Origin of the sequence: Roseovarius tibetensis, from assembly GCF_050896375.1 — a bacterium.
GTDB classification, from domain to species: Bacteria; Pseudomonadota; Alphaproteobacteria; order Rhodobacterales; family Rhodobacteraceae; genus Roseovarius; species Roseovarius tibetensis.
Map to the genome: position 1 here is coordinate 198,067 of NZ_JBPBBB010000004.1, position 12,571 is coordinate 210,637.

A 12,571-nucleotide genomic window follows, 5' to 3' on the forward strand; every position below is an offset into this window, starting at 1 on the left:
ACGCATCGCAACGACGGGCGATAGATCCGGTACGTTACTTGGTGTCATTACGGGGGCGCAACCGGATCGGATCACCCGACGTCCGAAAATCTCTTTCTAATCCGGTGACGCGCAAGTGGCGTAAACCGGATAGCACGACCCAGAAACTCCACTCCAACAGGTGCAATACCACATGCCTTTTGAAACGAATGCCTGCGCACGCAGGCGAATTGCCGTCATCGGTGCCGGCATTTCCGGAATGGGTGCGGCAGAGCGTCTTTCAGAATCCCACGACGTGGTGCTGTATGAGGCCGAGCCACGTCTTGGCGGACATGCGCGCACGATTATCGCGGGCAAGCACGGTGACCGCCCCGTCGATACCGGGTTCATCGTGTTCAACTACGCCACCTATCCGCATCTGACCGCGTTGTTCGAGCGGCTCGACGTGCCGGTCGTGAAAAGCACCATGAGCTTTGGCGCCTCGATCCGCGGGGGGGCGCTGGAATACGGTCTGGACGGAGCGGCGGCCTTTTTCGCGCAGAAGCGTAACGCGCTCAATCCGCGCTTCCTGACCATGCTGCGCGATATCTTCCGTTTCAATTCCGGAGCGCTGGACGCCGCGCGTGAACCGGGGCTGACGATAAACGGTCTGACGCGCAAGATGCGGCTGGGGCGGTATTTCCGCGACTACTACCTGCAGCCCTTCTCGGGGGCGATCTGGTCCACGCCGGTCGAGAAGATCCTCGACTTTCCGGCGCTGTCGATGGTCCAGTTCTTCAAGAACCACGGTCTGCTCGGCTATGACGAACAGCATCAGTGGTACACGGTCCAGGGCGGGTCGGTGTCCTATGTCAGCCGGCTGGAGCAGGCGATGCGTGCCAAGGGCGTCGATATCCGGCTCGGCAGTCCGGTCGCTGGGGTCGCCCGCGTCGAGGACGGGGTGCAGGTGCGTGCGCAGGGCGGCGACTGGGAGATGTTCGACGAAGTCGTGATCGCCGCGCATGGCGACGACGCGCTGCGGCTGCTCGCGGATCCCGACGAGACAGAGCGCGCGGATCTGGGCGCCATCAGGTACCAGCCCAACGACATCACCCTGCATGCCGATGCCTCGGTCATGCCCAAGCGGCGCGCGGTCTGGTCGTCGTGGAACTACACCGAGGCGAAGGTCAAGCGCAGCGGACAGATCGACCTGACCTACTGGATGAACAGTCTTCAGCCGATCCCGCACGACGATCCGCATTTCGTCACGCTCAATACCACGCGCCCCATCCGCGAAGATCTGATCTACGATCAGACGACCCTGCGCCACCCGGTCTACGATCTTGCGGCGCTGGAGGCGCGTGATCGCCTGAAGGCCGCCAACGGACGCCGCAACACGTGGTTCTGCGGCGCCTGGATGCGGCACGGATTCCACGAGGATGGGCTGTCGAGCGGTCTGGACGTGGCCGAGGCGATCTGTGCGCGGCACGATCTGTCTGTGGCCGCGGCATGACAGTGGTTGAGCATATCGCAGGGCATACCTGGCACGGGCGCAAGGGGGCGGTCGAGAACGTGTTTCGTTATGGCATCGATTACGTCTTGCTGGATGCCGAGGCGCCTGTGGTCGCGCCGCGCCTGTTCGGACGCAACCGGGGCAGGTTCGCGTCGATCCGCGACCTCGACCATGGCGGCCCGCCGCAGGCCGGTCGCGGGGCGGTCTGGGTGCGCGAGGTGCTGCGCGACCAAGGATTGCCCGATGCGGCGCGGATCGAGCTGCTGGCACAGCCCCGGATGCTGGGCCATGTGTTCAACCCGGTCTCGTTCTGGATCTGCCGTGATGCGGCCGAAGATGTGCGTGTCATCATCGCCGAGGTCGGCAACACCTATGGCGGGCGTCATTCCTATCTGTGCCATCGCGACGATCTGGGCCCGATCACGCCGCAGGACCGGATCCATGCCACCAAGATTTTCTATGTCTCGCCATTCCAGCAGATCGACGGCGGGTACGAATTCCGCTTCGATCTGAGGCCCGACCGGATCGGCATCTGGATCGACTATTCGGGGGGCGAGGGCCGGCTGATCGCCACACTGGTGGGCGCGCGCCGCCCGCTGACGACGCGCGGCCTGATCGCCGCCTTCCTGCGCCGCCCGTTCGGGGCGCGCCGGGTGCTGGCGCTGATCCACTGGCAGGCACTGAAGCTGTGGTGGAAGGGCGCGACCTTCCGGTCGCCGCCGCCCCCGCCCGCCAAAGAGGTCAGCCGATGAGCCCTGCCGACACCGCCACCCCGGCCGCGCTTGCGCCGCGCCTGCCCGGTTTCGCCGTTTTCGGCGCGTTGATCGCGTCGGCGGGGCTGCCGCTATATATCCACGCGCCCAAGTTCTACGTCGATGAATACGGCGTGTCGCTGGCTGCCCTTGGCACGATGCTGGGGGTGTTGCGGCTTCTGGATGTGGTCCAGGATCCAATCCTCGGCCGACTGAGCGGGTATCTCAAAGCGCATCGCGCCGTCAGCGTCTGGGCGGCCGTGGTGCTGATGGCTGCCGCGATGCTGGGGCTGTTCGCGGTGACACCGCCGATCCCGCCGCTTTGGTGGTTCGCCGCCATGCTCACGCTGGTCTTTTCCAGCTTCAGTTACCTGACGATCTGTTTCTACGCCCAAGGCGTCGCGAGCGCGGCGCATCTGCCCGGAAATGGCCATCTGCAACTGGCGCGCTGGCGCGAAACCGGCGCACTGATCGGCATCTGCGCCGCCGCAGTCGCGCCCACGGTGCTGGGCGGTTACACGGGCTTCGCGGTGGCCTTCGCGGGGCTTGCCCTTGTGGCGGTGGTTGCAATGGCCGGCCAGTGGCAGGCGGCGGATGTGCCCGACGGCACCGGTTTCGGGCCGGTCTTGCGCGACCCGATCGCGCGGCGCCTGCTGCTCGTCGCGCTGTTCAACGCGGCCCCGGTCGCGGTCACTTCGACGCTGTTTCTGTTCTTCGTCGAAAGCCGCCTGCAAGCACCGGGATGGGAGGGTCCGTTCCTTCTGATCTTCTTCCTGTCTGCCGCGCTTGCGGCGCCGCTGTGGGGCAAGCTGGCCGAGATGTACGGTGCGAAACGCGTTCTGCTGGGCGCGATGGTTCTGGCGATCGGGGTCTTTGCCTGGGCCGTGACCCTCGGCGCGGGTGACTTGGTCGCGTTCGGCGTGATCTGCGTGCTGTCGGGCGCGGCGGTGGGGGCGGACCTGACGTTGCTGCCGGCGCTGTTTGCGCGCCGCATGTCGGATATCTCGCCCGGCGCGGCCGAGGGATTCGGCCTGTGGTCCTTCGTGTCGAAATTCACGCTGGCGGTGGCTGCGGTATCGTTGCTGCCGGTGTTGCAGACCGGCGGGTTCGAGGCCGGGACGGACAATGACGCGGACGCCTTGCGCCTGCTCAGCCTGCTGTATGGCGGTTTGCCCTGCCTGCTCAAACTTGCGGCCATCGCGCTTCTGGCCCGGACACCGATCGACGAAAGGGGATGACGATGACCGCTTTGGCGTACATGCTTTTGGGGGCCGCTCTCGTGCTGGCTATCGTCCTGCTGCGGGCGCGGGCCGCGAGCTTTGCCGCGCAGCGCCCCGAGGATTACGCGGGCACCGCCCCGGCCTTCGATCTGCGGACGCATCTTGATGGGCCGATCCGGTGCGAGGGCGTGATCTACGGCCCGCTCGGGCGTGTCGCCTCGCGGTTTTCTGGGGATTTCGAGGGCCGCTGGAACGGCAATCGCGGCGTGATGACAGAGCATTTCCGGTATGACAGCGGCAACACGCAGGACCGCGAATGGCGGCTGGAACTGACCGGCGACGGGAATGTCCGGGCCGACGCAGACGACCTTGTGGGCACGGGCACGGGCCGGCAAAGCGGTGCGAGCCTGCGCCTGTGCTACAAGATCCGCCTGCCGAAAGAGGCGGGTGGACATGTCCTTGGCGTGACCGACTGGATGTATGTCACGCCGGCCGGCGTGGTCGTGAATCGCAGCCAGTTCCGCAAGTTCGGGATCAAGGTGGCGGAACTGGTGGCGACGTTGCAAAGGGTGGATGCATGACCGAATGGCAAGGAAAGCGGTACTGGCTCGTGGGGGCCAGCGAGGGGCTCGGCGCGGCGCTGGCGCACAGGATCAGCCGCATGGGCGCCGAGGTGATCGTCTCGGCACGCAATGCCGACAGGCTGGCCGAGCTGGTCGAGGCCCTGCCGGGACGGGCCCGTGCCGTCGCGATGGATGTCAGCGACGATGCCAGCGTGGCCGAGGCGGCAAAGACCGTGGGCGAGATCGATGGCATGGTCTATCTGGCCGGGGTGTACTGGCCGCAGCCCTCGACCCTGTGGACGCCCGAAGAGGTCACCGCGATGGCGGATGTGAATTTCACCGGCGCGGTGCGCGTGCTGGGGCAGGTGGTTCCCGGCATGGTGGCGCGTGATTCGGGCCACATCGTCCTGACCGGATCGCTGTCGGGGTTTCGCGGATTGCCCGGTGCAATCGGCTATGCCTCGTCCAAGGCCGGGGTGATGCATCTGGCGGAATCGATGCGCGCCGACCTGTGGCGCACGGGCGTGCGCGTGCAACTGGCCAATCCCGGTTTCATCAAGACGCGGCTGACGGACAAGAACGATTTTCACATGCCGTTCCTGATGTCGCCCGAACAGGCGGCGGACGAGATGTTCGCCCTGATGCAGAACGATAGCGCATTCCAGCGCCACTTTCCGCATCTGTTCAGCTATGTTTTCCGCTTGTCGCGGTTTCTGCCGGACTGGGCCTATTATCGCCTCTTCGCCTGAGGCCGTCGCAAAGGGTCTCTGCCCGCAGGGGAATCTGTGGCATGATAGCGCGCAAAGGAGAGGGCCCATGCTGGACATCACCGTGAACAAGATCGCACAGGTCGTGCTGATGGCACGAGAGCTTGGCCGCGCCGAGCGCGAGTTGCGCGCCTTCATCGACCGCATGACGGAAGAGGAACAGGCGAGCCTCGTGGCCGTCATGTGGATCGGGCGCGGCACGTTTGACGCCGGGGAATACGACGAGGCGCGGCGCACCGCGTACCAAGAGGCGACAACGCCCTGCGCCGATTATCTTCTCGGGACACCGCACCTTTCCGATCATCTTGAAAACGGGCTGGATGCACTTGGGCTGTCGGCGTCCGAGGACGAGGACGACCTGATCCGGGGCGGGTAAGGTGATGACTCGCGCATCGACTGTCTGTAGTATGGCGATCCGACAGGCCGGACACTGCACTTTATGCCGGCCAGGTCCGGACAACGCCTATGCGTTGCGCTGACGACAGATAAATCGCCGTGCCGGCGGTCGCCCCGGCGCTGCGCGGCCTCTTGATTCGGCGCAAGGCGGCTTCGCCGGATTACCCTTTCTGGATGCTTTCCAGGTAGGCCAGCAGGGCCGCCAGCGGGCGTGGCGTCGGCGTCAGCACCCCGTCGCCGACATCGATCGGCACGGTGTCGCCCTCCAGCAGCGCGCCGAACTCCGGCATCTCCTTGCCCGGCAGGCCGGTGCGGTCATAGCCGTCGATCACCGACAGCACATGCGCGCGCGGGAACGCGCCGTCCATCGTCAGCCGCGTAAGGTCCGAGGGTGGTGGCGTCATGCCGGCGGCCCAGGGGCCGTCGCCCTTGCCAGCGGGCCCGTGGCATTGTGCGCAGTTTTCGGCATAAAGCGCCGCACCCTCGCGCGCGTCGGGCATGTCGCGTGTGACGACGTCATGCGCGCAGGCCGCAAGGGCCACCGTCATCAGAACCAGAACTGTCCGCATCGTTTCGCCTTTCGTTTTGCGAAACCGTAGCAAGGGCGCCGCGGCCCCGCAATGATCCAGATCAGGCCAATTCCTCGGCCAGCGCGCGGTCTATCAGCGTCGCGGTCTCGTCCACGCCGTAAAGCGCGATGAAGCCACCGAAACGCGGGCCCTGGCTGGCGCCCAGAAGCACCTCGTAGAGGGCCTTGAACCAGTCGCGCAGCGGGTCGAAGCGGTCGCGCCCGACGTCGTAGACGATGGATTGCAGCGCTTCGTCCTCGACCGGGCCGTCATAGGCCGACAGCCGGTCGCGCAACTCGGTCAGCGCTTCACGCTCCAACGTGGTGGGGGCGCGGTAGCTTTTGGCGGGGGCGACGAAATCCTCGTAATAGCGCACCGCGTAGCCCGCCGCCGCGTCGAGATCGGGATGCGTCTCGGCGCTCGCGTCGGGGGCGTAACGCCGGATGAAGCCCCAGAGCGTGGCCTTGTCCTGCGCCGCCGAGACCGAGGCGAGGTTCAGCAGCATCGAGAACGGCACGACCATGCGGCTTTCGGGGACGTCCCCCTCGTGGATATGATGCACCGGATTGGCCAGTTTCTGGGTCACGTCCTGACCGGGATAGGCGCGCAATTGCTGGTGGTATTCGTCGACCGCACGCGGGATCACGTCGAAATGCAGCTTCTTGGCGGTCTTGGGTTTCTGGTACATGAAATACGACAGGCTTTCCGTCGCCGCATAGCTCAACCATTCGTCGATCGAGATGCCGTTGCCGGAGGATTTCGAGATCTTCTGGCCGTTGGCATCCAGAAACAGCTCGTAGGTGAAATGCTCGGGCGGGCGGGTGCCAAGCGTCCGGCAGATGCCGTCATAGATCGGCGTGTTGGTCGAGTGGTCCTTGCCGTACATCTCGAAATCCACACCAAGCGCGGCCCACCGGGCGCCGAAATCGGGCTTCCATTGCAGCTTTACGTTTCCGCCCGTTACCGGCAGCGTCCATTCGCGCCCGTCCTCGTCGTCGAAGGTCACCGTGGCCTCGACCGGGTTCACATCCTTCATCGGGACATACAGCACGCGCCCGGTCTCGGGGTGGATCGGCAGGAAGATCGAATAGGTCTGGCGGCGTTCCTCGCGCAACGATTTCAGCATGATCTTCATGATGTCGTCATAGCGTTCGGTGCAACGCCGCAGCACCGTGTCGAACTGCCCCGAGCGGTAGAATTCGGTCGCGCTGATGAACTCGTATTCGAACCCGAACGTGTCCAGAAACCGCCGCAGCATGGCATTGTTATGCGCACCGAAACTTTTATGCGTGCCGAACGGGTCGGGCACGTCGGTCAGCGGCTTTTGCAGATGCGGCTGCAACTGCGCGGGGTCCGGCACGTTGCCCGGCACCTTGCGCATCCCGTCGAGGTCGTCGGAAAAGCAGATCAGGCGGGTTGGAATGTCGCTGATCACCTCGAAGGCGCGGCGGATCATCGTGGTGCGCAAAACCTCGCCGAACGTGCCGATATGTGGTAATCCGCTGGGGCCGTAGCCCGTCTCGAACAGGACATGGCCCTTCTCGGGCGGTCCCTTCTCGAACCGTTTGAGCACGCGGCGCGCCTCTTCAAAAGGCCAGGCTTTCGAATTCATCGCGGCGTCGCGCAGGTCGGGCATCGGAACGTCTCCATCATCGCCGGTCGAACCGCCGGCGGGGTATTGCCGGTTCCTATTGCCGAGGTCCGCAAAGGTCAATATTCTGCGCCGCGACACAGCTTGCCCCGAAAGGCCCGGAATGAACGACCAGCTTCCCCATCCGCTGACCCCGCAGGATTGCCTCGTGGCGGTCATGATCGCGATCGCGGCCTCGGACGAGGACATGCGCACCGCCGAGCTTGTCAAGATCGAGAGCACGATCAACAACCTTCCTGTCTTTGCCGCCTACGATCTCGACCGGCTGCGAACCATGTCGCAGACGGTGTTCGATCTGTTCAGCGTCGAGGACGGGCTGGATGCGCTTTTTGGCCTGATCCGCGAGAACCTGCCCGAGCATCTTTACGAGACGGCCTATGCGCTGGCCTGCGATGTGGCCGCGGCTGACGGTTCTCTCAACGAGCGCGAGTTGCGGCTGCTCGAAGAGATCCGCTACGAGCTGGATCTCGACCGGCTGCATGCCGCCGCGATCGAGCGCGGGGCGCGGGCGCGGCACCTGACGGTGTGACGCGCGGCGTGATTGCCCCTCGCACATCGGGCCGATCTCTTCTATACCGCCGGCGGAACAGACGGGAGCCGCTGCCATGACCGCAGAATTGTCGCCCATCGACATGGCTAAATACGTGGCCGCGAAACGTTCGGTCGATTTCGTCGAGGACGGGATGCGCGTTGGGCTGGGCACCGGCAGCACGGCCGACTGCATGGTGCGCGCCCTGGGCGAGCTGGTACGCGAGGACGGGCTGCGCATCCGCGGCGTGCCGACCTCGACCCGCACCGCCGGTCTGGCGCGCGAGATGGGGATCGAGGTGATCACCCTGGACGAGGCGCGCTGGCTGGACCTGACCATCGACGGGGCCGACGAGGTCGACGGCAATCTCGACCTCATCAAGGGCGGCGGCGGCGCGCTGCTGCATGAAAAGATCGTCGCGGCAGCCTCGGACCGGATGGTGGTGATCGCCGATGTCGGCAAGGAGGTCGGGACGCTTGGCGCGTTTCCCCTGCCCATCGAGGTGATCCCGTTCGGCTGGCAGACCACAAAGGCGCAGGTCGAGGAGCTTTTGGTCAACATGGACGTTCTGGGTCGCGAGGCGACATTGCGCATGACCGCGGGTCAGCCGTTCGTCACCGATGAAGGCAATCATGTCATCGACCTGCACCTGTCGCGGATCGGCAACGCGCACCAACTTGCCATGGCGCTCAACCAGACGCCGGGCGTGGTCGAGAACGGACTTTTCCTCGACATCTGCGATGTGGTTATCCTCGGCCATGGCGACGGCAGGGTCGAGACCCGCGACATCAACGCCGGAACCGTCGAGGAAGATCGGCTCGAGGTCGCGGATACCGACAATCTTTTCACCGATCTGACCGACTGAAGCGGGGGGCGGCATGGCATTCGACTACGACCTGTTCGTGATTGGCGGCGGCTCTGGCGGGGTGCGCGCGGCGCGCGTGGCGTCGCAGCGCGGCGCGCACGTGGCGCTGGCCGAGGAAAGCCGGTACGGCGGCACCTGCGTGATCCGTGGCTGCGTCCCGAAAAAACTCATGGTGTTCGCCAGCGAATACCGTCCCGCGATGGCCGATGCACAGTCCTATGGCTGGACCGTGCATGCCGGCGGGTTCGACTGGCCGGCGTTTCGCACCAGGCTGCATGCCGAGCTTGACCGGCTGGAAGAGATCTATCGCGGCAACCTGCACAAGGCCGGGGTCGAGACCTACGACACCCGCGCGCGGTTGGTTGATCCCCACACGGTCGAACTGGCCGACGGCACCCGCAAAAGCGCCGCGCATATCCTGATCGCGACCGGCGGCTGGCCGGTAAAGCCCGACCTGCCGGGGGCCGAGCACGCCATAACCTCGAACGAGATCTTCCATCTCGACCGGCTTCCCAAATCCATCCTGATCGTCGGGGGCGGCTACATCGCCTGTGAATTCGCCTGCATCCTGAACGGCCTTGGCGTGCAGGTGACGCAATTCTACCGCGGTGCGCAGATCCTGCGCGGCTTCGACGAGGAGGCGCGCGGGCTGGTCTCTGACGAGATGATCCAGTCAGGCGTCGACCTGCACCTTGGCACCAATATCAAGTCGATGGAGCCGGTCGAGGGCGGCTACCGTGTCAGCGCGACGAACGGCACCGAGGCGACCTTCGGCGAGGTCATGGTCGCCACCGGACGCGCGCCCAACACGCAGCAGTTGGGGCTGGAGGACGCGGGCGTGACGCTTGGCCGCAACGGCGAGATTCTGGTCGACGCGTACAGCCAGACCGGCGTGCCGTCGATCTACGCCATCGGCGACGTGACCGACCGCGTCAACCTGACGCCGGTGGCGATCCGCGAGGGCATGGCCTTTGTCGAGACGGTGTTCGGCGGCAACCCCACACCGGTCGATCACGAGCTCATACCGACGGCGATCTTCACGCAGCCCGAAATGGGCACCGTGGGCCTCAGCGAGGAGGATGCCCGCACGCAAGAGCCCGTGGATGTCTACACTACGTCCTTCAAGCCGATGCAGACCGCCTTTGCCGGGCGGCCCGACCGCGCGCTGATGAAACTGATCGTCAGTCGCGCCACGCGGCGCGTGCTGGGGTGTCACATCGTGGCCCCCGGCGCCGGTGAGATGATCCAGCTGGCCGGGATCGCGGTCAAGATGGGTGCCACCAAGGAAGACTTCGATCGCACCGTCGCGGTGCATCCGACCATGTCGGAGGAACTTGTCACATTGAAAACCCCGGTCGAAACGGCTTGATTTTTGGCCTGTCCTGCACAGGTTAAGTCGAGGTCCGTGATAGACGGAAATGGAAGAGGATAATACACGCATGGCTGGAAATTCTGGCGGCCCTTGGGGCGGCGGCAATTCGGGCGGCGGCGGAGACGACCGCGGTCGCAACACTGGCGGCGGACGACGGCCGCCCGACGGTGGGCCGCAAATGCCCGAAATCGACGATCTGGTCCGCAAGGGTCAGGAGCGTCTCAAGGTCCTGATGGGGGGCCGCGGCGGCAACGGCTCTGGCGGTGGTTCCGGCGGTGGCGAGGGTCCGCAATTCGGACGCGGCACCATCGGCCTCGCGGCGTTGGGTGCGGTCGCGGTCTGGGTGTTCGCGAGCGTCTACACCGTCAAGCCCGAGGAACAATCGGTCGAGCTGTTTCTCGGCTCGTTCTCCAGTATCGGCGAGCCCGGTTTGAACTTCGCGCCGTGGCCGCTGGTCACCGCCGAGGTTATCAACGTCACCTCCGAGCGGACCGAGCAGATCGGCCGCAGCGGTGGCGGGCGCGACGAGGGTTTGATGCTGACGACCGACGCCAATATCGTCAATATCGACTTCCAGGTGGTCTGGAACGTGGCCGACCCTTCGAGGCTGCTGTTCAACATCCGCGATCCTCAACTGACCGTGCAAGCGGCATCCGAATCGGTGATGCGCGAGATCATCGCGGCCTCTAACCTTGGCCCAATCCTCAACCGGGATCGGGGGATCATCGCCGATACCGCGCATGAAGACATTCAGGCGACGCTGAACGAATACGAAAGCGGCATCAACATTGTGCGGGTGAACCTCGACACGGCCGACCCGCCGCAAGAGGTGATCGACTCCTTCCGCGAGGTGCAGGCCGCCGAGCAAGAGCGTGACAGGCTGCAGCGTCAGGCAGACGCCTATGCCAACCGCGTGCTGGCCGAGGCCCGCGGTGAGGCCGCGCAGATCCTGGAACAGTCCGAAGGTTACCGTGCCCGCGTCGTCAACGAGGCGCGCGGTGACGCAAGCCGTTTCACCTCGGTCCTGAGCGAATACTCGAATGCCCCCGAGGTGACGCGCAAGCGTCTTTATCTCGAGACAATGGAAGAGGTGCTTGGCGATATCGACAAGACCATCCTCGATGAATCCATCGCCGGCGGCGAAGGTGGCAACAACGTGGTGCCGTATCTTCCGCTGAACGAACTCAACCGCAACCGCACGAGCATGAGCGACAGCGGCTCGAATTCGAGCAGCGGCAGCAGCAATCAGGGGAACTGATCCGATGAGCAACAAGTTGAAACTGATTATCCCGGCCGTGGTGGTGCTGCTATTCCTCGGCTTGTCCTCGATTTTCGTCGTAGACGAGCGCGAGCGCGTGCTGGTGCTGCAATTCGGTCAGATCAAGCAGGTCAAGTCCGAGCCGGGCCTCGCGTTCAAGATCCCGTTCATTCAGGAGGTCGTTCGCTACGACGCGCGAATCCTGTCGCTGGATACCGACATCATCGAGGTGACGCCGTCGGATGACCGCCGCCTCGTTGTCGACGCCTTTACCCGCTACCGCATCCGCGACGTGGTGCAGTTTCGGCAGGCCGTCGGCGTGGGCGGGGTGCGCACCGCCGAGGACAGGCTGTCGTCGATCCTCAACGCGCAGATCCGCGAGGTGCTGGGCGCCGATCAGGTGACGTCGAACACAATCCTGTCGCAGGAACGCCGGTCGCTGATGAACCGCATCCGCGAAAACGCGCAGGCGAGCGCTCAGGGACTGGGCCTCGAAGTGGTGGACGTGCGTCTGAAAAAGACCAACCTGCCCGATCAGAACCTCGAGGCGACCTTCGCGCGGATGCGCGCGGAACGTAACCGCGAGGCCGCAGACGAGATCGCCCGCGGTAACGAGGCCGCGCAGCGCGTGCGCGCACTGGCCGACCGGACGGTGACCGAAACGATTTCGGATGCCGAACGCGAGGCGCAGGTCGTCCGAGGCGAGGCCGACGCCGAACGCAACCGGATCTATGCGGAGGCCTATGGCGCCGATGAAGAGTTCTTCGCCTTCTACCGGTCGCTGGAGGCGTATCAACGCGCCCTGCGCGGGGGCAATTCGTCGATGGTCATGACGCCGGACAGCGAATTCTTCGACTACCTGCGCTCGGCCAATCCCGATCAATGATCGAGACGGCGCTTCTGGCCCTCGGGCTTGTACTGATTGTCGAGGGGCTGGTCTATGCACTGGCCCCTTCGCTTATTGACCAGATGCTTGCGGCGCTCGCCGCCATCCCGCCCGAGGCGCGGCGGCTGATGGGGCTTCTGGCGCTTGTCATCGGGCTGGTGCTGGTCTGGGCCGCCAAGACGCTTGGCGCTTGAATTGTAAGCGCCAGCTGGGCCCCACGGGCTTTTCAGCTTGACGTCTGGAAGTTCCAAGGGAGGAGTTCGTCGATCCGG

14 protein-coding genes are annotated in these 12,571 nt (G+C 65.0%); 12 read left to right on the forward strand and 2 right to left on the reverse strand.

From position 1 onward, the window contains the following. Positions 1-172: 172 nt before the first annotated feature. The 6 genes from ACROSR_RS04985 to ACROSR_RS05010 all read left to right on the forward strand — a co-directional run bounded on the left by ACROSR_RS04985 (position 173) and on the right by ACROSR_RS05010 (position 5,149). Positions 173-1,471, forward strand: a complete 1,299-nt coding sequence (locus tag ACROSR_RS04985; protein WP_432682671.1) for an NAD(P)/FAD-dependent oxidoreductase — start codon at positions 173-175, stop codon at positions 1,469-1,471. After that, positions 1,468-2,223: a DUF1365 domain-containing protein gene (locus ACROSR_RS04990; protein WP_432682672.1), complete on the forward strand. Its 756-nt coding sequence runs from the start codon at positions 1,468-1,470 to the stop codon at positions 2,221-2,223. Before ACROSR_RS04985 ends, ACROSR_RS04990 begins: the two co-directional genes overlap by 4 nt. Continuing rightward, positions 2,220-3,461: an MFS transporter gene (locus ACROSR_RS04995; protein ID WP_432682673.1), complete on the forward strand. Its 1,242-nt coding sequence runs from the start codon at positions 2,220-2,222 to the stop codon at positions 3,459-3,461. Before ACROSR_RS04990 ends, ACROSR_RS04995 begins: the two co-directional genes overlap by 4 nt. A gap of 2 nt (positions 3,462-3,463) precedes the next feature. Next, entirely contained in the window at positions 3,464-4,024 is a 561-nt protein-coding gene (locus ACROSR_RS05000) for a DUF3833 family protein (protein WP_432682674.1), read from the forward strand. Further along, on the forward strand, positions 4,021-4,755 hold the full coding sequence (locus tag ACROSR_RS05005) for an SDR family NAD(P)-dependent oxidoreductase (RefSeq protein WP_432682675.1): 735 nt from the start codon (positions 4,021-4,023) through the stop codon (positions 4,753-4,755). The genes ACROSR_RS05000 and ACROSR_RS05005 overlap by 4 nt, the downstream gene beginning before the upstream one ends. A gap of 67 nt (positions 4,756-4,822) precedes the next feature. Next, a complete protein-coding gene (locus ACROSR_RS05010; protein WP_432682676.1) occupies positions 4,823-5,149 on the forward strand; it encodes a DUF3775 domain-containing protein in 327 nt (108 codons plus the stop codon). Between the two features lie 181 nt (positions 5,150-5,330). On the opposite strand, the gene ACROSR_RS05015 is transcribed toward ACROSR_RS05010, so the two are convergent. Both ACROSR_RS05015 and ACROSR_RS05020 read right to left on the reverse strand, forming a co-directional pair. After that, positions 5,331-5,738, reverse strand: a complete 408-nt coding sequence (locus tag ACROSR_RS05015; protein WP_432682677.1) for a c-type cytochrome — start codon at positions 5,736-5,738, stop codon at positions 5,331-5,333. Positions 5,739-5,799: 61 nt separating this feature from the next. Beyond that, the gene (locus tag ACROSR_RS05020) at positions 5,800-7,374 is read right to left on the reverse strand and encodes a lysine--tRNA ligase (RefSeq protein ID WP_432682678.1); all 1,575 of its coding nucleotides are present in this window, start codon (positions 7,372-7,374) and stop codon (positions 5,800-5,802) included. A gap of 118 nt (positions 7,375-7,492) precedes the next feature. Between ACROSR_RS05020 and ACROSR_RS05025 the strand changes: the two genes are divergently transcribed. From ACROSR_RS05025 to ACROSR_RS05050, 6 genes are all read left to right on the forward strand, one after another. Then, positions 7,493-7,918 carry a tellurite resistance TerB family protein gene (locus ACROSR_RS05025; protein WP_432682679.1) on the forward strand — a complete coding sequence of 142 codons (426 nt, stop codon included), beginning with the start codon at positions 7,493-7,495 and terminating at the stop codon, positions 7,916-7,918. A 76-nt stretch (positions 7,919-7,994) separates the two neighbouring features. Then, positions 7,995-8,783, forward strand: a complete 789-nt coding sequence (gene rpiA / locus ACROSR_RS05030; protein WP_432682680.1) for a ribose-5-phosphate isomerase RpiA — start codon at positions 7,995-7,997, stop codon at positions 8,781-8,783. Positions 8,784-8,796: 13 nt separating this feature from the next. Beyond that, the gene (gene gor, locus ACROSR_RS05035) at positions 8,797-10,152 is read left to right on the forward strand and encodes a glutathione-disulfide reductase (protein WP_432682681.1); all 1,356 of its coding nucleotides are present in this window, start codon (positions 8,797-8,799) and stop codon (positions 10,150-10,152) included. Between the two features lie 70 nt (positions 10,153-10,222). Then, the gene (hflK, locus tag ACROSR_RS05040) at positions 10,223-11,413 is read left to right on the forward strand and encodes an FtsH protease activity modulator HflK (protein ID WP_432682683.1); all 1,191 of its coding nucleotides are present in this window, start codon (positions 10,223-10,225) and stop codon (positions 11,411-11,413) included. 4 nt (positions 11,414-11,417) lie between these two features. After that, entirely contained in the window at positions 11,418-12,299 is an 882-nt protein-coding gene (hflC, locus tag ACROSR_RS05045; protein WP_432682685.1) for a protease modulator HflC, read from the forward strand. Beyond that, the gene (locus tag ACROSR_RS05050) at positions 12,296-12,493 is read left to right on the forward strand and encodes a DUF2065 domain-containing protein (protein ID WP_432682687.1); all 198 of its coding nucleotides are present in this window, start codon (positions 12,296-12,298) and stop codon (positions 12,491-12,493) included. Before hflC ends, ACROSR_RS05050 begins: the two co-directional genes overlap by 4 nt. The last annotated feature ends 78 nt before the right edge of the window (positions 12,494-12,571 follow it).